A 17785-nucleotide genomic window follows, 5' to 3' on the forward strand; every position below is an offset into this window, starting at 1 on the left:
TCTTACTGATAGACGTCGGATCGTTTTTCGTCATGCTAATGGTGAATTCTATGCCGTTACGCGCAATGGTGGCGCGAGACACCCCGGCTACCTGTATCTTCCTCAGGGAGCGCAAATGAGCGAGGAGAATATTGTCGGTGTCGAAGAACCAACCGAGCTGGTCCGCATCGCGTTGAAAGAAGGTTGTGCAGTACGTTGCCAGAATCTGGAAACAAAAGCGCAACCCTATCTTCGCTTCAGCAATGATGAACTGAGCAGCTACGAAATAGGACCGGAGATCGCGGAAATTTTGGGAATTCCCGAAGAAGGTAACTTTGGCCCCAAGAAGGCTGTGCTGTCGAGGCAAGAGGTCGAAGCCGCGATGGACGCATACGACAGCTACCGTGCGAACGGGGCTCATGGCGATATCTTTGATGCCCTCGAAGAGCCACGCAAATATTGGGTCCGGTCATCGCGTGAGCGCGTAAATCGTGTTTATCCGAGTAAGCAGATCCATCGTTTCGCGGATAGAAGCTCCCAAAGTTCGGGCGGTTGGGGTGGCCCTAAGTATTCCGCAGCCGCTCTACACAATGCCGGTTTTGTCATTGTCGATGAGGGCAATCAACCGGTCGGGGTGCCGGAAAAGGACTACCTCTTGTCTGGTGCTGACCGGATCAGGCTTTGTGCTCTGAACTATTTCATCGAACCTGCCCGGGAAAAGGCGGCCAGGGAGGTCTCTATCCGCGCAGGAGACCTTGCTACGGCGATCGGCCTGAAAGACGCGTTCCCGAACATCTGCCAGGCACTCGGCGGTAAAAGATTCCAGAAACTTGCGCAAGTACCACCGCCCACGAGCACCGAACCAAATCCAAGCAGTTCGACCGCTTTCACCTATACGCTAAATTCTCAACCGGAGGCGGACACCGTGACCGACACAAAAAAAGCGCCATCGCCATCCGCCGTAAACTTGATTCTCTATGGCCCGCCGGGCACGGGCAAGACGTATCAAACGGCATGGGAGGCCGTCCGGCTGTGCTTGGGTGACGAGGCTACTGCTGCACTAAATGGACAAGATGGCCGAGCAGAGCTCATGAGCACGTACCGCAGCCTCGTGAGCGATGGGCGCATCGAATTCGTGACCTTCCACCAGTCTATGTCCTACGAGGAGTTTATCGAGGGACTGCGACCGACCACAGATCAGTCCGAGGACAGCCCGGTGGGGACCGGATTCCGGTTGGAGCCCGCACCCGGGATATTCAGGCGCATCTCGGAGCGTGCCGAGAAGGGCGTACCGACAGTACCGCGAGAAAACGCCGTTTCCCTCGACGGCCGGCAGGTCTTCAAGATGTCGATCGCGCGCGCCAACGTGGCCGCGGAAAGCTACCTGTTCGAGGAAGCCATCTCCGAGGGGCACACGCTCCTCGGCTGGGAGGACATCGACTTCTCCGACGACAGGTTTTCCGATGTCGAGGAGATACTGGAGGCTTGTCGTGCCCATGGCGAGCGCGAAGGCGAAGTTACTCTCCAGTCGGGCCAAGTGAGCCAAGTGGACGTTTTTCGCAATCAGTTGGACGTCGGAGACATCATCGTGGTCACCAAGGGAAACCGACTGTTCCGGGCCATCGGCGAAGTCACGGGGGAGTACCAATACTGGCAGCGGGACAACCGGAAATACTGCCACCGGCGGTCCGTGCGATGGCTCTGGGTCGACAGGGATGGGATTCCTGCTTCAGAGATCTACGATAGCAATTTCACCATGAAGTCGATCTATGCCCTCGATCGGGCCCGCCTCGATACCGTTGCCCTCGAAAGCTACATGAACAGCGGCGGCGAACCGGTACAGCGAGAGGCAAGACCGTATGTCCTCATCATCGACGAGATCAACCGGGCGAACATCTCGAAGGTCTTTGGCGAGCTGATCACGCTTCTCGAGCCCGACAAACGGTTGGGGGCCGACAACGAGATCCGCCTCACGCTTCCCTATTCCAAGAAATCTTTTGGCGTGCCTCAGAATCTCCACGTCATCGGTACTATGAACACGGCCGATCGCTCCATCGCGCTGTTGGACACGGCACTACGCCGCCGGTTTTCCTTCAAGGAACTGATGCCCGACCCTTCAGTTCTGTCGGACAATGTCGAGGGGGTAGATCTGCAAAAGTTGCTGTCTACGATCAACGAGCGGATCGAGTATCTGTTCGACCGGGAGCATCAGATCGGGCACGCGTACTTCACAGGCTGCCAGACGCGGTCGGATATCGAGAGCGTCATGCGAGACAAGGTGATCCCGCTTCTGGCCGAGTATTTCTATGAGGACTGGTCCAAGGTCGCAGCTGTTCTAGGCGATTCTGCTCACGGACCCTCCCGCTTCCTCGATGCCAAACCAATTGCGGTACCTGGAGGCATGACTGAAGACGACTTTTCGAGCGAAAAGCTGCGTTGGAAGGTCAAAGACGAATTCGACTTCTCGGAGTTTGCGGCCTGATGCCAGCCTTCACCCTGCGCGAATGGGAAGCGTTGCCCCATGGTGAAGGGGGCGGCTGCATTCCCGAGCATTATGCCGAGCGTCTCGCGGCTCTCGCCAGAGTATCGACCTTTGCAGGAAGGGGTGGAGGCGGAGTGCTTGAGGATCGGCGCCATGAACTGCGAGCGCGTGGCGTTGTCGGGGTCCTGGCAACCGATGGGTGCAGCCTTGAAATTCTTCCCAAGATCGATGTCGAAGAGCAAGGAGGCGAAGCAAGAAAGAATGCTGCCATTCGCAAGCGTCTTGTTCACATGCTCGCAGTCGCACTTGACCTAAGAATCGAGGCAGGCCAGCTCACAGAGCTTGACTGGCAGCGCGAAACGCTTCTGGAAATTCTCATCCGCATTTTCTGCAGCAAGTTGACCGATGCCGTTCGTCGCGGCATGCCGCGGCGGTATATTGTCCAAGAGGATGACCTTGCGGCGTTGCGCGGGACGCTCAATCTGCCTCGTCAATTTACACGCCACGCAGCGAACCCCTCACGGCTCGCATGCAAATTTGATGAGCTGTCAGAAGACATCGCTCTGAACCGGATCATGAAAGCAACGGTCGCACATCTCTCCAGAATGTCGCGCAGTCCCGCCAATCAACAGCGTTTGCGCGAACTGGCTTTCGTCTACGCCGATATATCCGAAGTCGCTGTTCCTGCGCTGAAATGGAATGAGGTCACCATAGACCGAACAAACCGGGCGTGGCAGGACATGTTCGGGATGGCGCAACTTTTTCTGCGTAATCGTTATCAAACGACGAGTGCCGGGGTGGGACGAGGGACTGCACTCCTCTTTGAGATGAACGCACTTTTTGAGGAATATGTCGGCCGGCTGATCACACGCGCTTTGGCACGCACGGAGTATCGGGTCTCGCTACAAGGCGGGAGACTATTCTGCCTGACATCTCTTGATGACCAACGTGCTGTGTTCCAGACGAAACCCGATATCCTGATCTGGCATGCGGGGCAGGTTGTCCATGTGATCGACACGAAGTGGAAGCGGATTTCGTCCCGGATTGATGATCGAAAACAAGGGGTGTCCCAAGGTGACGTCTACCAGATGATGGCCTATGCGCACCTGTACAAAGCCCCGCGACTGACGCTGCTCTATCCGCACCACCAAGATCTTTCAGAAGCGGAAGGCCTTCAGGCTCAGTTTCGGATTTCTGGTCAGGAGGCGGTTGTCGAGACGGCGAGCCTGAATCTCGCCAGTGGGACTGATCTGGCCGTCCGGGTGAGCCGGCTCTTGGAAGGCTGGTCCAAACACGCGTAAGCGCTGACAGCTCCTCACGTTGCCGGTCGGATCTGTCTTTGCGAGTTGATATGCTCGGTCGGCGTCGCTCAACTCCAAGAACTTCGTCCAGCATGGTCTCTCGCGCTAAGAGACGTGCGTAACTACGTCTTTATGCACGTGTCTTAGCTCGCCCGGCCTTCGGCAGGCAGGCGGCATGAATCGGTCAGTTACCAACGTGGCGCTCCGCGGTGGAGCGAACGGGGGGCGCTTGGAGGCCAGCGCCAGTAGTTTGGCATCCCGTTTTGGGCACGCGCACCTGTCTGTTCAAGTGGCGACGGAAAATAAACTTCTGAGATATTAGGCGGCTTTTGACATGGAGGTGAAGTTATGGGGAACTTCTGTCAAGGCTTCCCTATCACCCGCGGCTCGGCAAATCTGCCCTGATAGGGAAATTCTTGCCCGATCTCGGCAAGAGGGCGCAAGCAGGTCGCTGCGGTCTTTTGAGAATTGTGGCGCTGAGGCCACGCCTTGCCCGCGGCCTGTGTTTCCTGACCAGGAGAAATCTTGTCGAGGAGTGGATGGGATTTCTATGTTTGGGTCATGACGCAAAACAGCATTCATATCTCGCCTCGGCTCATACGGTTCATATGATGTGAACCCGCCCAATCGCTTCCCCTGCGGTTGGCATCCGAGATTTGAGAATGAAGAGTGTATCGATGGCTGTCGAACTCATCCCCCAATTGCCTGCCCAGGATTCTGCAGTCCTGTCTCGTGGAATCGCCCCTCGAAAATCGCGTGATGATTCTCCGAAAATGGACGCGATCAGCCTGGTGAACGCCATGGTATTTCCGCGAAGTGTCGCGTGTGAAGGTTCTTTCCCGGGCAGGTCACCTTGCGAAAACGTTAGCAGGAGTCGCAAGACCTCGGTGATCTGCAGGTCGGGGAGCGCTGGTTCGCACAAGGTGATGTGTCTGCGAAAAATCGAAAACGCTCACAGGTTGCTTTTTCGCAATCAGTGGTCGGGTGATGCTGAAGACTAACCGCATGCCCGAAAAAGAAAAAGTCTTTTGGCGGCCAAAATCGGTGGCTACCAAATACTCATCGCCGCAACAGAGGAGGCACTGACGATGTAGCAAGAAACGAAAAAGCGATCTGCGCCAACAGACCGCCCTCTCTTGGAAGACCGGGGTCCACCACTTTCACCCAGAAATCTATCACCCAATCGGGTCGGTTTCAAGGACTCGGATGCTTCCAGAACATGACGACCTGCTTTTCCGCGACGCATTTGTCGCCACGGGAAAGGTCTGCCCAACGCCGACCAAGCTGAAACCCGAGAGGGGACATAGAGGCTGGCATTGAAGGGCAGACCCAGGAGGTCACACGCTTTCCGGCTGATCGGGAAGTGGCACCTGATGAGTATTGGAATTCAACGATGTCTGATCTTTCTTTCTCCGGCGGTATCCGCCTTCCCGAACCCAGTCGTGGTGACCGCAAGACGCAAGTTGGCTCCACGCAGCACTTCACCGGAGGCATTGTCTTTGGTGAGGGTCATGGGGTCCGCCATGGCGTTGAAAGCCATCTCGAAGCGGATTGCGCGATGGTCTTGGCGTATCGCCCTGACACCAAGGAAGTTATCGAACAGGTTCGCTTTGAGTGGTTCGATGAGTTTGGGGAAGTCCACAACCACTTCATCGACTTTGTCGTTGTCCGCCAGGATGAAACTGTGACGGGATACGCAGTCCGCCCTGTTGAGCGTGCCAGCCGGAAGTACCTGATCAAGCTGGCCCGGATCAAAGCTCAGGCGATCTCCCAGGGCGTTCTCGATGACTTCCGTCTGTTCACGGAGGACGACATCTGCCCCGTCGAGCGTTACAACGCAGGTCTCTTTCACTCGGCGCGACGCCCGGACTGCTTTGGTGACCCTGTTGCCCAGGACGTGGTGCGGTCCATGACCGGGGTCGTCCGTATGGGCGATCTCGTCGAGAAAACCCGTCTGGACGGCATGGGGTTTCGGGCTTTGGTGCGTCTGATCCGTTCCGGGCATCTGAAGACGCTCGGGTATGAGCGCCTCTCCCATGATGTGATGGTTTTCAAGGCGAAGGATGTCTGAAGATGTCCAAATATCGTTTCAAAGATACGGTTGAGGCCAAGCCTCGGATGAAGACTGGCGCAAATGTCGAAATCATCACCCACCAATTTGATGTTGCCATGCTTCTCGCAAAAACCGGTATCGACCGAGGTCAATTGTCCGACAAGAGCTTGCTTTCTCTGCGCGTTGATGTGGTTTTCGAGATTGACGTTGAGACACGTATGATTTGCGGGGTCAATTTGGTCCGGAGCGACCAAGAGTTCTCCACGGACCAATTGTTCGTCAGCGCCCAGTAGGGTCCACCGGCAGCGAAGCCTCAGGTTTCCAATGCGGGAAGCCGGAAACCTGAGGCCGCGCCCCACCTCCAGAAACTTCCCCAATGGCGAGGCCCAATGGCCATCGCACTCATCATTTCTGCATCGCGCAGCCCAGATCCCATGAAAGGATACACCATGGATCTCTCGTTCAGCACCGCCAACGCCCGATATGCCTTTGGACAGTTCGACCGTGTGTCGATCGATGGTCTCCCCTTCCAAGTCGAAATGGAAACCGAAACCGGCTACCTTCTCCGCCGGGACGACGCGAACGGGCTTTGTCAGCAATTCACGCACGAAGATCTCGCCCGTTTCGGTCAGCAGGGCCGTATTCGGGTCGAGCGCGATTGCTTCAATCCGTCTGCAGCACATAAGCGGCTGATGTCTAGCCAGACATCGATCTCGGCTTTGACCGGTCGTCCCGGGCGTCGTCTCACCAAGAAGGATTTGTACTGTCAGGTTGCCCTGGAGCTCCATGCCGAGGGCCTGATGACGTTCACGGATACGTCGATCAAAGCCAACAAGGCTCTCCTTCTCGACCGCGTTATGGACATTGCACCCGATGACTTGCCCGAGCCTGGCAAGAAGTTTCGGAAGTCCGAAAACTTCGCCAAGGTTCCCTCGCCACGATCGCTGCGCCGATGGCTCGCCGAACTCAACAAGTTCGGGCTGATTGGACATCTCGATCGGGTGTCCGCACGCGGAAACCGCGGGTCTCGTCTCTCACCAAGCGAGTACGCGCTGATGATGAAAGGGGTCCGCGGCTACATGTCGCCGGATAAGCCCACCATTCATGCGATCGTCGAGGACGTGAAGCTTTCCTTTGCAAAAGAAAACGCGGAACGCGAAGCGCAAGGTAAACTCAAGATGAAGGTGCCAAGCCGAGAGACCATTCGGCTTGCTGTGCGTGCCCTGGACCCGTTCCTGGTGGAATTGAAGCGCAACGGCGCTGCAGCCGCACGCAAGAAGTTTCGCCCCGTCACAACCGGTCTTTCCGTGACGCGTCCTCTGGAGCGGGTGGAGATCGACGAATGGACGGTCGATGCGCAGACCTTGTTGGAGAGCACCGAAATCTATGGGCTCTTCACCGATGAGGAGAAGCATTCGCTCGGCCTGTATTTTGAAGAGCACGAAGATTCGAAGACCGGAAAGATCAAGCAGAAAAAGACGGCACGGTGGACCCTGAGCGCCGCGATCTGTTGTGCCACCCGGTGCATTGTCGGGTTGGTGCTTAGCCGCACTCCAAACGCAGAGGCCGCAGTCCAGTTGTTGCAGATGATCACGACGGACAAGGGAGCCTGGGCAGACGCTGTAGGTGCCCATACGCCCTGGGACATGCACGGCACCCCGGAGTTGATCGTCTTTGATGGTGGCTCGGCGTACAAGTCTCTGCGGTTTCGGATGTCCTCCGAGGATCTCGGTGTGATGTGGGAAATGGCGACGAACGGCGTCCCTGAGAGCCGTGGCTTCATCGAGCGATTCTTCGGAACGTGCTCCGGTGGCTTTGCCTCCCGCGTTTCGGGTCATACGTTCCGTGGCATCATGGAGAAAGGTGATGCGGACCCGGAAAAGCGCGCAGCATTGACCTTGGATGATCTGACGTTTGCGCTGATCCGCTGGGTTGTCGAGATCTACCACAACACGCCGCACTCCGGTCTTGACAACGAGACGCCGGTTCAGGCCTGGCGGCGCTTGAACAAGCTGTATGGCGTCACCCCGCCGCCAGACTCCGAAATGATGCGGATTTGTTTCGGGCAGGAGCGCGAGTACCGCTTGGACAAAGAAGGCATCACCGTTCTCGGTGTGACTTACCAATCTGAAATTCTCCAGAACCATTTTCGTCGGAATGACCCTGGGACCGTCAAGGTTCGCTGGCATCCCAAAGATGTAGGGGCGATTTCAGTGCTGATGGGGGAAGAGTGGTGCAACGTCCCCTCCCAAGACGCGTCCCTCCAAGGCGTCGCGGCACAAACCTGGCTGACTGCTGTGCGGCATGTGCGCGCCGGCAACCCGGAGGCGGATCGGCTGAACAATGCAGTCGTCCGGGAAGCTATTTTGACGATCAAGGCTCGGAACGAGGTGGCGATGGCGAAGGCAGGGCTGAACCTGGAGGATTGGTCCGAAGATCGGTTCAAGCGTGAGGAAAAGAACATCCTTGCAGGTGTGAAATTCTACGAGCCGAAAGCGCCATCCAAGGCGAAAGGCGAGCTTGGGAGTGAGCTGCCTTCGCTTGACGATTTGAACGGTGAAGTCGGCGACAGCACTGACGCGCAGGCTGGCCGCAAAGGCCGGAACGGCACCTCGTCGGCGTCGGGCATCACCTTCGAGGAGGAGTGATCATGATGGATCAACACAATGCCGAGCAGGCTCTCGAGGCACTGCGTGAGCTGCATATCGGAACGGATCGGGACGCGGAAGCCGCGTCCCACATCGAGCGGCTTTTCGAGAAGGACGCTGCGGGTCATCGGACGCCTGTCGCAAAACGGTTCACCAAGACTCGTGAAACGCGTGGCGTGATGGTGATTGGTGAGCCCGGGAGCGGAAAATCCCATCTCGTCAATCGCACGCTCGAGAAACTGCCGATGTTGCGGCCGCAAGAAGATGGCACTCCGCGTTACATTGGTTGCGTGGTGCCCAGCCCCGCGACCTTCAAGAGCATGATGGGCGAGTTGCTGAAGGTATCTGGGTACCCTGTGGAGAGTAAACGGCAGGAGGCCTGGTCGCTGTTCCAGGATTTGCGCTATCGCTTGGCCGAGCTGGAGATCAGCGTGATCTGGATCGACGAGGCTCAGGACTTGTTCTGTGCCGATCGCAACCTGATCCTGCGGGCACTGAAATCGCTGATGCAGGGTGAGCATGCCATCACGATCATCGTGTCCGGCACGAAAGACCTCGCGACCGTGATCCGGAGTGACCAGCAGGTAAAGCGGCGCTTTACGTCCATTGTCCTACCCGAACTCACCGAACAATCCGACGGCGAGAATTTCTGCCAGATCATGGAGCATTATTGCCAGCGTGTCGGGATTCACGCTCCGATGGAGGCCGACTTGGTCGGACGGGTGTTCCACGGTGCCCGGTATTGTTTTGGACGGGCGGTAGAGCTGCTGTTGCTGGCGCTCGAGTTCGCGATCGAGAACGAAGATAGTCATCTCGAAATCGGGCACTTCGCCTCGGCCTACGCGATGCAGGAATCCTGTTCGGCGTCCGAGAACGTCTTCTTTGTCGAGCATTACTGGTTGATCGAGACGGACCCAGAAGAGGATCAGAAGCCCCGTCGGTCCACGGGCAGGCGGAAGCGGTGATTGCCATGGCCAAGCTCTTTCCCAAAGTATCCTTTGTTCACGATGAGACGCCCTTGTCCTGGGCAGCACGTCAGGCGGCCTTCCACAAGGGAGGTCGCCTCGTCCCGTTTCTCAATGATCTGCGTATTCCTGCCATCGATCTCGCGCGGGGGCTTCCGGGGGCGGTTCATCGCCTCTGCGAGATCGCCGGCCAGGACCCGGCGCCGGTGGTTTGGAACACGATCAGCTCGATTGGCGCACGCCGCTTCAGCCTGCGCCAGCACGAATTTTCGGCTGAGTTCACGACCGGGGTCGAGACCAGGATTCGCCCCTATTGCCTCGCTGAGGACCAATATGACCAGCAGCGCCCTGACGTTGTGATGCGTCATCGCCTTGCATGGTGCCTTGCGCCTGTTCGTACGTGCCGCCGCCACGGGACACTGCTGCGCGATGTTCGAAAGAGCGCGTGGGATGATCAACTGCATGAGCTGCAGGCCATGCAGGATATCATTGCAGCGGAATTGGCCGTGCCGGAGCCATGCGAACCGCGGGCACCCTCGCCACTCCAGACCTACGTGGAGAACCGTCTGGAAGGGCATTCCGGTCCGATCTGGTTGGATGGGCAAGGCATTGATCAGGCGAGCCGGGCAGTCGAGATGGTGGGCGGGTTGATCGCCTTCGGCCCAAAGCAGCAGGCCGCTGAGCTGTCTCAGCGGATGTGGGACGACGCCGGACGTGCAGGTTGGGGCCTCGCGGCAGGGGGCGAAGGCGAAGTGGTGGCTTTTCTCGAAGATACGCTGAAGGCATCAACGCGCAGTGAGGGATTTGCGAGCCCTCGGAGTGCTTTCGGGATGCTCTATGCGTGGCTCAACTCTGGGCACCTGTCAAAGGACCCTGGGCCGATCCGTGCTCTCTTGCGTCACGTGATCATCGAGAATACGCCTCTGGTCCCTGGGCGGAATGTTCTGGGTCAGCCGGTGGCCCGTCCGAAATACAGTACTCTGAGTTCGATCTCCAAATCCGAGAACGTTCATCCCTCGACACTTCACAACCTTCTCAAGGCTGCAGGCATGTCGCCCGGAGAGGGGCCGGGCGCCTGGTCGTTGACTATGCGAAGGTTGTCGAGCTGCTCGGGGATGCGAAGTTTGCTGTGCCGACGATCCAGGTTCCGTATGTCTTGACCTGTTCACGGCCGGTCGTAAGCGCGTTGATCGAACTGGGATTGCTGAGCCGTATCCATGATCATCGGAATCTGCAAAGCAAGGTCGGCAAAGCTGTCGATGGCCGCAGCATCAATAAAGTGCTCGATGTCCTGCGAGACAGGTTCGACGAAGTGGAGGAGCTGCCTGCCGGCATGGAGCCCTTGGCCAGGTGTGCGGAGAAATCCCGGGCGAAGCTGAAGGTGATCCTGGAACTCCTCTTCAAGGGGCACTTGTCCAACGTGGTGCGTCTCGATGGTCAGGTAGGGTTTGCTGCCATTCATCTGGATCCGGAGGAGATAAAGTCCGTTTTGGAATCGCCGCCGGTTGGGGTGTCTGAGGACGCATATTTCCTGATCCACTGATCTCGTACCCCCAAGCTTTCCTGATGAAAGTCTGCAATGCCGCCTTTGGGCGGCATTTTTTGTGAACTTTCGATGGTCATTTGATGTGGGTGTAGTGGTCAAAATGGCCGCCTCAGCGCGATTGCGTGTAAATATTATTGTTTAATAACAACAACATATTTTCGGATGAAGTCAGATGGTGGACATTTATTGGTGGTTTCCACAACCAGTCGGGGCAGTTCCCTATAATCCGAGAAGATCGCCAAGGCCCCCAGCGTCTCCGCCGGAGTCTGTCTGTAGCCTTCTGTAAACAGCAGGAAGGGCACTCCGGCATTGCGAGCGGCGACGGCGTCGATCTCGCTGTCGCCGACGAAGAGTTTGGGGCCTTCGCCCAGCCGGGCATAACCCTCGGTCAGCATCAGCGGATCGGGTTTATGTGTGGCGAGGCTGTCGCCGCCGATCATCACTTCGAAAAACGGCATGAGCGCGAGGTGGTCGAGCACCGCGCGGGCGGCATTCTCGGGTTTGTTGGTGGCGATGCCAAGGCGATGACCGGCGGCCTTGAGCGTCGAGAGCGCGTCGATCACGCCGGGGTAGGGCTGGGTCAGGTGCACGGCCTCGGTGTAGAGCCCGAGAAAGGTCTGGTGCAGCCGGGACTGTTCGCTGTCGGGAATGCCGCGCGCGGCGCGCAGACGCTCGATCAGCACTTTTGCGCCACTGCCGACGAAACTGCGGACCTCGGCGAGAGAGACCGCAGGTTTGTCCTCCTGATCCAGAAGCCTGTTGGCCATGGCGTGAATGTCGGGAACGCTGTCGATCAGCGTGCCGTCGAGGTCGAAGAGAATGCGGGTCATGGGGGCCTCTGGGCGTGCTCCGGGGGATGGTGTGTGCCGTGTTACTCTCGGGGCTTGGCGCGGGATTGTCCATCGGACACACACGCGCAGGTCAGAGGGTCAGCACTCAGACAGTCAGCACGATGCGTCGCCCTTCCGCCTCGATCACCTGCACCTCGGTGTCGTAGAGATCGGAAAGGTTGTCGCGGGTCAGAACCGTGTCGGGCGCGCCTTCGGAATGGAGCCGTCCGGCCTTGAGCGCGACGACATGTTCGGCATGGGCGGCGGCGATGGAGAGATCGTGGAGCACGACGACCACGGTCTTGCCCTTGTCGGCCTCTTCGCGCGCGACACGCATGACGGTGCGCGCATGGACGATATCGAGGTTGTTCAGCGGCTCGTCGAGCAAAAGGACATCTGTGTTCTGCGCCAGAACCATGGCGATGAGCGCGCGTTGACGCTGGCCGCCGGAGAGCGTGTCGAGGAACCGGTCGGCGAAGTCTTTCAGATCGAGGCGGGCGATGGCGGCGTCAATTGCTTCGAAGTCTTTCGGGCCGGGGCGACCGTGGCTATGGGGGTAACGCCCGAAACCCACAAGGTCGCGCACGGTGAGGCGCGGGGTGATCTGGCTGTCCTGCCGCAGGATCGCGAGATGTCTGGCGAGGGTCTTGGGCGGGTAGGCGGCGAGCGGCTTGCCATCGAGCAGAACTTCGCCGGTTTTCGCTTGAATAAGACGCCCCATGGCGGACAGAAGCGTGGATTTCCCGGCGCCGTTCGGGCCGACAAGGGCGGTCATTTTGCCCAGAGGCATCTTGACCGTCACGTCATGCAGGATGGGCGTCTCGGTCAGATGGATGGAGAGCGAGCGGGTTTCGATCATCGGGGCCTCCGATGCAGGATGAGAAAGAGAAAGACCAGGCCGCCAAGCGCCTCGATCACCACGGAGACCGAGGTTTGCAGGCGGAGTGCGCGTTCGAAAAAGGTCTGGCTTGCGACCAGAACTGTGGCGGCGATCAGGGCGGAGGCGGGCAAGAGGGCTGCGTGTCGCCAAGAGCCGATGATCCGATGCGTAAGGGCGGAAACCAAGAGGCCGAAGAACACGATGGGGCCGACGAGGGCCGTCGAGACGGAGACCAGAAGGGCGATGGCCACCAGAAGGCGTTTTGTCGCCCGGTCGTGATCGACGCCAAGGTTGATCGCCGCTTCGCGTCCGAGAGAGATCACATCGAGCGCCCGGTGCTGGCGCATGAGCCAGAGGAAGACCGCGAGCGTGATCCCGGTGGCGATCCATGTCAGGTCGGCATTGACGGCGTTGAAGCGGGCAAAACTCGCCTGTTGCACGACGGAGAATTCCGAGGGGTCGATCAGGCGGTTGATCAGGGCTGTGAGGCTTCGGAAAAACACACCGAGGATCAGCCCGGTCAGCACCATACGGCTCAGATCGGCGGCATTGCGCAGCACCGCGCCGAAGAGAATGAGCGCGGCGGTGAGCATCAATGCGGTTTCGAGGATGAATTTCAGGGTTGGGTCGAGGGTCGCAAAGCCAAAGCCGCCGAGAAAGAACACCAGCCCGGTTTGCAGCATCAGATAGAGCGCATCGAAGCCCATGATCGAGGGCGTCAGGATGCGGTTGGCGGTGAGGGTCTGAAACACCATGGTGGAGAGCGCGACGGCGATGGCGATGGTCACCAGCGCCAAAAGTTTCATGCCGCGAAACGGCAGGATGAAATCCCAGTTGCCGCGGGCGCCGAGGGTCATGAAGGCCGCGATGGACAGCGCGAGAAGCAGGCCGAGCAGCAGGAAACGGGTCTTAACCACGGGCGGCTCTCCCGTTCAGAAGCCAAAGGAAAATTGCCGCGCCGAGAACGCCCAGAACCGTGCCGACCGGCACTTCGAACGGATAGCGGATGACGCGGGAAAGGATGTCGCAGGCCAGCACCAGACCCGCACCGCTGGCGGCCACGACGGGCAGGGTGGCGCGCAGGTTTTCGCCCATGATCCGGGCGACGATGTTGGGGACGACAAGGCCGACAAAAGGGATCATGCCGACGGTGACAACCGTGATCGCGGTGATGATAGAGACGATGGCCAGACCCAGCGCCATGATCTGGCGATGGTCGAGACCGAGAGAGGTGCTGGCCTCTTCGCCAAGCCCCGCGATGGTGAAACGGTCGGCATAGAGATAGGCAGCTATGGTCAACACGCCGCCGATCCAGAGGAATTCATAGCGCCCCAGCATGACGCCGGAAAACTCACCGGTCATCCAGACGTCGATATATTGCAGCAGGTCGCGTTCATAGGCGAGAAACGTGGTCAGCGCGCCGAGGATCCCGCCGTAAACGATGCCGGTGAGCGGGACCATGAGCGGATCGCGCGGGGGCAGGCGGCGGACGATGGCGAGGAAGCCTGCGGTGCCAATGAGGGCGGTGACGGTGGAAGCGGTCATCTTGAGCCAGATCGCGGCGCCGGGGACAACAAGCGTAATCGCGACCAGCCCGAGGGCGGCGGCCTGACCGGTGCCCGCGGTGGCGGGTTCGACGAAACGGTTGCGGCTCAGCATCTGCATGATGACGCCTGCGACGGCAAGGCTTGCACCGGCCAGAAGGGCGGCGGCGGTGCGGGGAATGCGGCTGACGAACAGGAGCCAAAGATTGTCCCCGCGCAAAGACGACACCCCCGTGAGCAAACTCACGAGGGTGAGAACCGCCAAAGTGGCGAGGACGGCAGATTTGCGGCTCACGAGGCGTCGCCGAAAGCCGTTTTGATGATGTCGAGGGTTTCGAGCGTGGATTGGATGCCGCCGCCCGCGATGTAGATGCCGCCAGAGTTCAGGTAGACGATATGTCCGGCCTTTGCGGCCTTGGTGTCGGCGATGATCGCGTTGTCGAGCGTCGCCTGAGCGCTCTCGCCCTCGCCGCCGATGGCTGCGACACGGTCGAGAACGAGAATCCAGTCGGGATCGGCCTCGCGGATGAATTCGAAGGAGACGGATTCGCCATGGGCGGTGTCTTCGAGCCCGTCGATGGCTTCCGGCAGACCGATCTCGGTGTGGATCCAACCGAACCGGCCGCCCGCGCCATAGGCGGAGACCTTACCGCCATTGGTCAGGATCAGAAGGGCCGTACCCTTGCCCTGAACCACGGCCTCGGTCGCGGCGATTTCATCGTCGAGCTTGGCGGTCAGGGCTGCGGCCTCGTCCTGTTTGTCGAAGAGCGCACCATAGGTTGCGAGCCGCGCGCGGGTTTGATCCAGAAGATTGTCGCCCCACATGGTCATGTCGATGGTCGGCGCGAGTTTCGACAGAGCGTCGACCTGGGTTGCGGAACGCCCGCCTGCGATGATGAGTTCCGGCGACAGTGCGTTGAGCGCTTCGAAATCGGGCTCGAACAGGGTGCCGATGTCGCTTTGATAGTCGGTGAGATAGGGCAGATAGGTGCTGGAGGTGGCGGAGAGGCCTTCGACGCCGAGCGCATCGAGCATGTCGAGCGCGCCCATGTCGTAGACGGCGACGGTTTTCGGGGCGTGCGGGACGCTGGCGGGGCCGGTCGCGGTGTCGATGGTCACGTCTTCGGCTTGCGCAGTGGTGGCCATGACCGCGAGCAGAGCGGCCTTCAACAGGGTGCGGGACATGCGTTTCTCCTATATGCGGGACTCAGGGGTCCATTCTTGATTGTTTTCATAGGTTATTGCGCAGTCGGGTCGCAAGCCGTAATCTGAGCAAAACGCTAGGAGAACGCATGCCCAGTCAAACGCACATTCAAATTGGTCGCTTCGAGACGCCGCACGCCTCGAAATATCTGCAACAGCTTTGCAAGCATTTCGCTCACAAGGTTGAGGTCGAGTGTACACCGACCGAGGGGCGTGCAGCGCTTCCGCCGGGACCGGCGACGCTTGAGGCGACCGAAACCGGACTGACGGTGCGGCTCTCGGCCAAGGACGATGCGGGCATGGGGCATGCCCGTGCGATCATCGACCTGCATCTCAAGAAATTCGCCTTCCGTGAGAATTTCGAGGAAATGAATTGGGAGCCGATGGTCGCGGTGGCCTGACGTTTAATTCTCTGAAACATAATGAAATTCAGAAAAAGGCCGCTGTATCGCAGCGGCCTTTTCGATGGTTGTTCATGTCACGCCGAAAGCTGAGTGGCCTGGGGCAATATCCACGGACCTCCGGTCGGCGGCGGCGTGTTGGTGCGCAAAGCGCAGCCGTAACAGGCCGACAGGCGGCGGTCGGTGAAGACCTCCTGCGGCGTGCCTTCGGCCTGAACCTGCCCGCCGCCCAGAAGTGTGACGCGATCCGCGAACATGGCCGTGAGGTTCAGATCGTGCATCACCGCGATCACACCGCCGCCGCGTTTGGCGTAATCGCGGGCCAGCTCCATCACGGCAAGTTGATGGCCGATGTCGAGCGCGGAAACCGGTTCGTCGAGAATGAGCCAGCGGGGATGGCCGTCGAGAACAGGCTCCCAGATTTGCACCAGCACGCGAGCGAGCTGGGCGCGTTGCCTCTCGCCGCCCGACAGTTCCTGCACCATCCGGCCTTCGAATCCCTTGAGCCCGACGCGCGCCAAAGCGGCGCGGGGCAGGTGCTCCAACCCCTCGGCGCGCCCGGTCGCCAGCCCGGCGGTGAGGCCGAGGCGCACGAGTTCGAGCACGGTGAAGGGAAAGGCGACGCTGCCCGATTGCGGCAGGACCGCACGACGCTGCGCCAGATCGAGCGGGGAGAGATGCGAGAGCGGCACGCCGTCGAGCGCGACTTCTCCCTCGAACGCCTGTTCGCCGGTGATGGCACGCAAGAGCGTGGTCTTGCCGGACCCGTTCGGGCCGACGATGGCCGTTACTTCGCCGGGGGCGGCGGCGAAGCGGACCCGATCAAGGATGGTACGGGCGCCGAAGCGGACGGTGATGTCGGTGGCGGTGATCATCTCAGCTCTCCAGAAGGGCGCGGTTTTTCAACAGGATCCAGAGGAAGAACGGCCCGCCGAGACAGGCGGTGACGATGCCGATGGGCAGTTCGGCGGGGGCGACGGCCACACGCGAGATCATGTCGGCGATCAGCAGCGTGATGGCACCGAGAAGCGCGGCATTGGGCAGGAGATTGCGATGTTCCGGGCCTTGGAGAAGGCGCAGCAGATGCGGCACGACGATGCCGATGAAGCCGATGCCGCCGGTGATCGCGACCGAGGCCCCGACCGATCCCGCGACGGAAAGAATCGCGATGCGCTTCATCCGCTGGGTGTCGATGCCCATGTGGCTTGCGACGGCCTCGCCCAAGGCGAGCGCATCGAGGGCGCGGGCGAGGAACGGGGCGGCGAGGAGGGCAAGCGCAATGATCGGCCCGGCGGTCAGGAGCTTGGCCCATGTCGCGCCCGCCACCGAGCCCATGCCCCAGAAGGTCAGATCGCGGAGTTGATCGTCGGTCGCCTTGTAGACGATGAAACCGGTCAACGCACCGGTGAGCGCCCCGAGGGCAATGCCCGCGAGGAGCATGGTGGCGACCGAGGTGCGCCCGCCGCGGGTGGCGATCTTGTAGAGCAGGAGGGTGGAGATCCAGCCGCCGAGGAAGGCCGCGACCGGGACGAGATAGGCGCCGACGAGGTTTTGCAACGCGATGGGAAGGAGCCCGCCCAGCACGATGGCCGCTACGGCGCCAAAGCCTGCACCCGCCGAGACCCCGACAAGGCCGGGATCGGCCAGAGGGTTGCGGAACAGGCCCTGCATGACGGCACCGGCCACAGCCAAGGCCGCGCCGACCAGTGCGCCGGTGAGGACGCGTGGCATGCGGATGTCCCAGACGATGGTCATATCGCGCAAAGAGGCTTCGCCGATCCCCGCCTTGGCCATGAGCGCGCCGATCACATCGGTGTCGCCCGCAGCGCCCCAGCCGAGGCCCAAAAGCATGGTCAGGGCAAGGAGCGCCAGCAGCACGAGGCGCAGAAAACGCGCCTTGTCGCGACGGTCGCCCGCGAGGGGGGCGCTTTGGCTGTCCACGATGGCCATGGG

16 protein-coding genes are annotated in these 17785 nt (G+C 60.0%); 9 read left to right on the forward strand and 7 right to left on the reverse strand.

Going from position 1 to position 17785, the window contains the following annotated elements; genetic code table 11:
* The first annotated feature begins 115 nt into the window (after positions 1-115).
* The 8 genes from V1471_RS18045 to V1471_RS18080 all read left to right on the forward strand — a co-directional run bounded on the left by V1471_RS18045 (position 116) and on the right by V1471_RS18080 (position 10971).
* Entirely contained in the window at positions 116-2461 is a 2346-nt protein-coding gene (locus tag V1471_RS18045; protein ID WP_434290584.1) for an AAA family ATPase, read from the forward strand.
* A complete protein-coding gene (locus V1471_RS18050; RefSeq protein ID WP_434290586.1) occupies positions 2461-3762 on the forward strand; it encodes an McrC family protein in 1302 nt (433 codons plus the stop codon). Before V1471_RS18045 ends, V1471_RS18050 begins: the two co-directional genes overlap by 1 nt.
* Before the next feature lie 1393 nt (positions 3763-5155).
* Complete coding sequence (locus V1471_RS18055; RefSeq protein ID WP_434290588.1) at positions 5156-5833, forward strand: hypothetical protein; 678 nt, start codon at positions 5156-5158, stop codon at positions 5831-5833.
* Positions 5834-5835: 2 nt separating this feature from the next.
* Positions 5836-6108 carry a hypothetical protein gene (locus tag V1471_RS18060; RefSeq protein ID WP_434290590.1) on the forward strand — a complete coding sequence of 91 codons (273 nt, stop codon included), beginning with the start codon at positions 5836-5838 and terminating at the stop codon, positions 6106-6108.
* A 96-nt stretch (positions 6109-6204) separates the two neighbouring features.
* A complete protein-coding gene (locus V1471_RS18065; protein WP_434290592.1) occupies positions 6205-8463 on the forward strand; it encodes a Mu transposase C-terminal domain-containing protein in 2259 nt (752 codons plus the stop codon).
* Between the two features lie 2 nt (positions 8464-8465).
* Positions 8466-9428 (forward strand): TniB family NTP-binding protein, encoded by a 963-nt coding sequence (locus V1471_RS18070; RefSeq protein ID WP_434290594.1) that lies wholly within the window; start codon positions 8466-8468, stop codon positions 9426-9428.
* A gap of 5 nt (positions 9429-9433) precedes the next feature.
* A complete protein-coding gene (locus tag V1471_RS18075; RefSeq protein WP_434290596.1) occupies positions 9434-10588 on the forward strand; it encodes a TniQ family protein in 1155 nt (384 codons plus the stop codon).
* Positions 10558-10971 (forward strand): hypothetical protein, encoded by a 414-nt coding sequence (locus V1471_RS18080; RefSeq protein ID WP_434290598.1) that lies wholly within the window; start codon positions 10558-10560, stop codon positions 10969-10971. Before V1471_RS18075 ends, V1471_RS18080 begins: the two co-directional genes overlap by 31 nt.
* A gap of 134 nt (positions 10972-11105) precedes the next feature.
* On the opposite strand, the gene gph is transcribed toward V1471_RS18080, so the two are convergent.
* The 5 genes from gph to V1471_RS18105 all read right to left on the reverse strand — a co-directional run bounded on the left by gph (position 11106) and on the right by V1471_RS18105 (position 15413).
* Positions 11106-11804, reverse strand: coding sequence for a phosphoglycolate phosphatase (gene gph, locus V1471_RS18085; RefSeq protein WP_434290600.1), 699 nt, complete (start codon positions 11802-11804; stop codon positions 11106-11108).
* A 106-nt stretch (positions 11805-11910) separates the two neighbouring features.
* Positions 11911-12663, reverse strand: coding sequence for an ATP-binding cassette domain-containing protein (locus V1471_RS18090; protein WP_434290602.1), 753 nt, complete (start codon positions 12661-12663; stop codon positions 11911-11913).
* Complete coding sequence (locus V1471_RS18095; protein WP_434290604.1) at positions 12660-13601, reverse strand: iron chelate uptake ABC transporter family permease subunit; 942 nt, start codon at positions 13599-13601, stop codon at positions 12660-12662. Before V1471_RS18095 ends, V1471_RS18090 begins: the two co-directional genes overlap by 4 nt.
* Positions 13594-14523: an ABC transporter permease gene (locus V1471_RS18100; RefSeq protein WP_434290606.1), complete on the reverse strand. Its 930-nt coding sequence runs from the start codon at positions 14521-14523 to the stop codon at positions 13594-13596. The genes V1471_RS18095 and V1471_RS18100 overlap by 8 nt, the downstream gene beginning before the upstream one ends.
* Positions 14520-15413 (reverse strand): siderophore ABC transporter substrate-binding protein, encoded by an 894-nt coding sequence (locus V1471_RS18105; protein ID WP_434290608.1) that lies wholly within the window; start codon positions 15411-15413, stop codon positions 14520-14522. The genes V1471_RS18100 and V1471_RS18105 overlap by 4 nt, the downstream gene beginning before the upstream one ends.
* Positions 15414-15520: 107 nt before the next feature.
* Between V1471_RS18105 and V1471_RS18110 the strand changes: the two genes are divergently transcribed.
* Positions 15521-15832 (forward strand): DUF2218 domain-containing protein, encoded by a 312-nt coding sequence (locus tag V1471_RS18110; RefSeq protein ID WP_434290610.1) that lies wholly within the window; start codon positions 15521-15523, stop codon positions 15830-15832.
* A 77-nt stretch (positions 15833-15909) separates the two neighbouring features.
* Here V1471_RS18110 and V1471_RS18115 read toward each other — a convergent pair whose 3' ends face one another.
* Positions 15910-16707 (reverse strand): heme ABC transporter ATP-binding protein, encoded by a 798-nt coding sequence (locus V1471_RS18115; protein ID WP_434290611.1) that lies wholly within the window; start codon positions 16705-16707, stop codon positions 15910-15912.
* 1 nt (position 16708) lies between these two features.
* Positions 16709-17782, reverse strand: a complete 1074-nt coding sequence (locus V1471_RS18120) for a FecCD family ABC transporter permease (RefSeq protein ID WP_434290613.1) — start codon at positions 17780-17782, stop codon at positions 16709-16711.
* Positions 17783-17785 lie beyond the last annotated feature (3 nt).

The organism is Celeribacter sp. SCSIO 80788, assembly GCF_051054295.1.
Classification (GTDB): Bacteria; Pseudomonadota; Alphaproteobacteria; order Rhodobacterales; family Rhodobacteraceae; genus Celeribacter.

Coding starts and splice junctions, on each gene's coding strand:
- V1471_RS18075 (WP_434290596.1), top strand. CDS start 9,434: ATGGCCAAGCTCTTTCCCAAAGTATCCTTTGTTCACGATGAGACGCCC.
- V1471_RS18110 (WP_434290610.1), top strand. CDS start 15,521: ATGCCCAGTCAAACGCACATTCAAATTGGTCGCTTCGAGACGCCGCAC.
- V1471_RS18055 (WP_434290588.1), top strand. CDS start 5,156: ATGTCTGATCTTTCTTTCTCCGGCGGTATCCGCCTTCCCGAACCCAGT.
- V1471_RS18120 (WP_434290613.1), bottom strand. CDS start 17,782: ATGGCCATCGTGGACAGCCAAAGCGCCCCCCTCGCGGGCGACCGTCGC.
- V1471_RS18070 (WP_434290594.1), top strand. CDS start 8,466: ATGATGGATCAACACAATGCCGAGCAGGCTCTCGAGGCACTGCGTGAG.
- V1471_RS18060 (WP_434290590.1), top strand. CDS start 5,836: ATGTCCAAATATCGTTTCAAAGATACGGTTGAGGCCAAGCCTCGGATG.
- V1471_RS18050 (WP_434290586.1), top strand. CDS start 2,461: ATGCCAGCCTTCACCCTGCGCGAATGGGAAGCGTTGCCCCATGGTGAA.
- V1471_RS18115 (WP_434290611.1), bottom strand. CDS start 16,707: ATGATCACCGCCACCGACATCACCGTCCGCTTCGGCGCCCGTACCATC.
- V1471_RS18090 (WP_434290602.1), bottom strand. CDS start 12,663: ATGATCGAAACCCGCTCGCTCTCCATCCATCTGACCGAGACGCCCATC.
- V1471_RS18065 (WP_434290592.1), top strand. CDS start 6,205: ATGGCCATCGCACTCATCATTTCTGCATCGCGCAGCCCAGATCCCATG.
- V1471_RS18045 (WP_434290584.1), top strand. CDS start 116: ATGAGCGAGGAGAATATTGTCGGTGTCGAAGAACCAACCGAGCTGGTC.
- V1471_RS18105 (WP_434290608.1), bottom strand. CDS start 15,413: ATGTCCCGCACCCTGTTGAAGGCCGCTCTGCTCGCGGTCATGGCCACC.
- gph (WP_434290600.1), bottom strand. CDS start 11,804: ATGACCCGCATTCTCTTCGACCTCGACGGCACGCTGATCGACAGCGTT.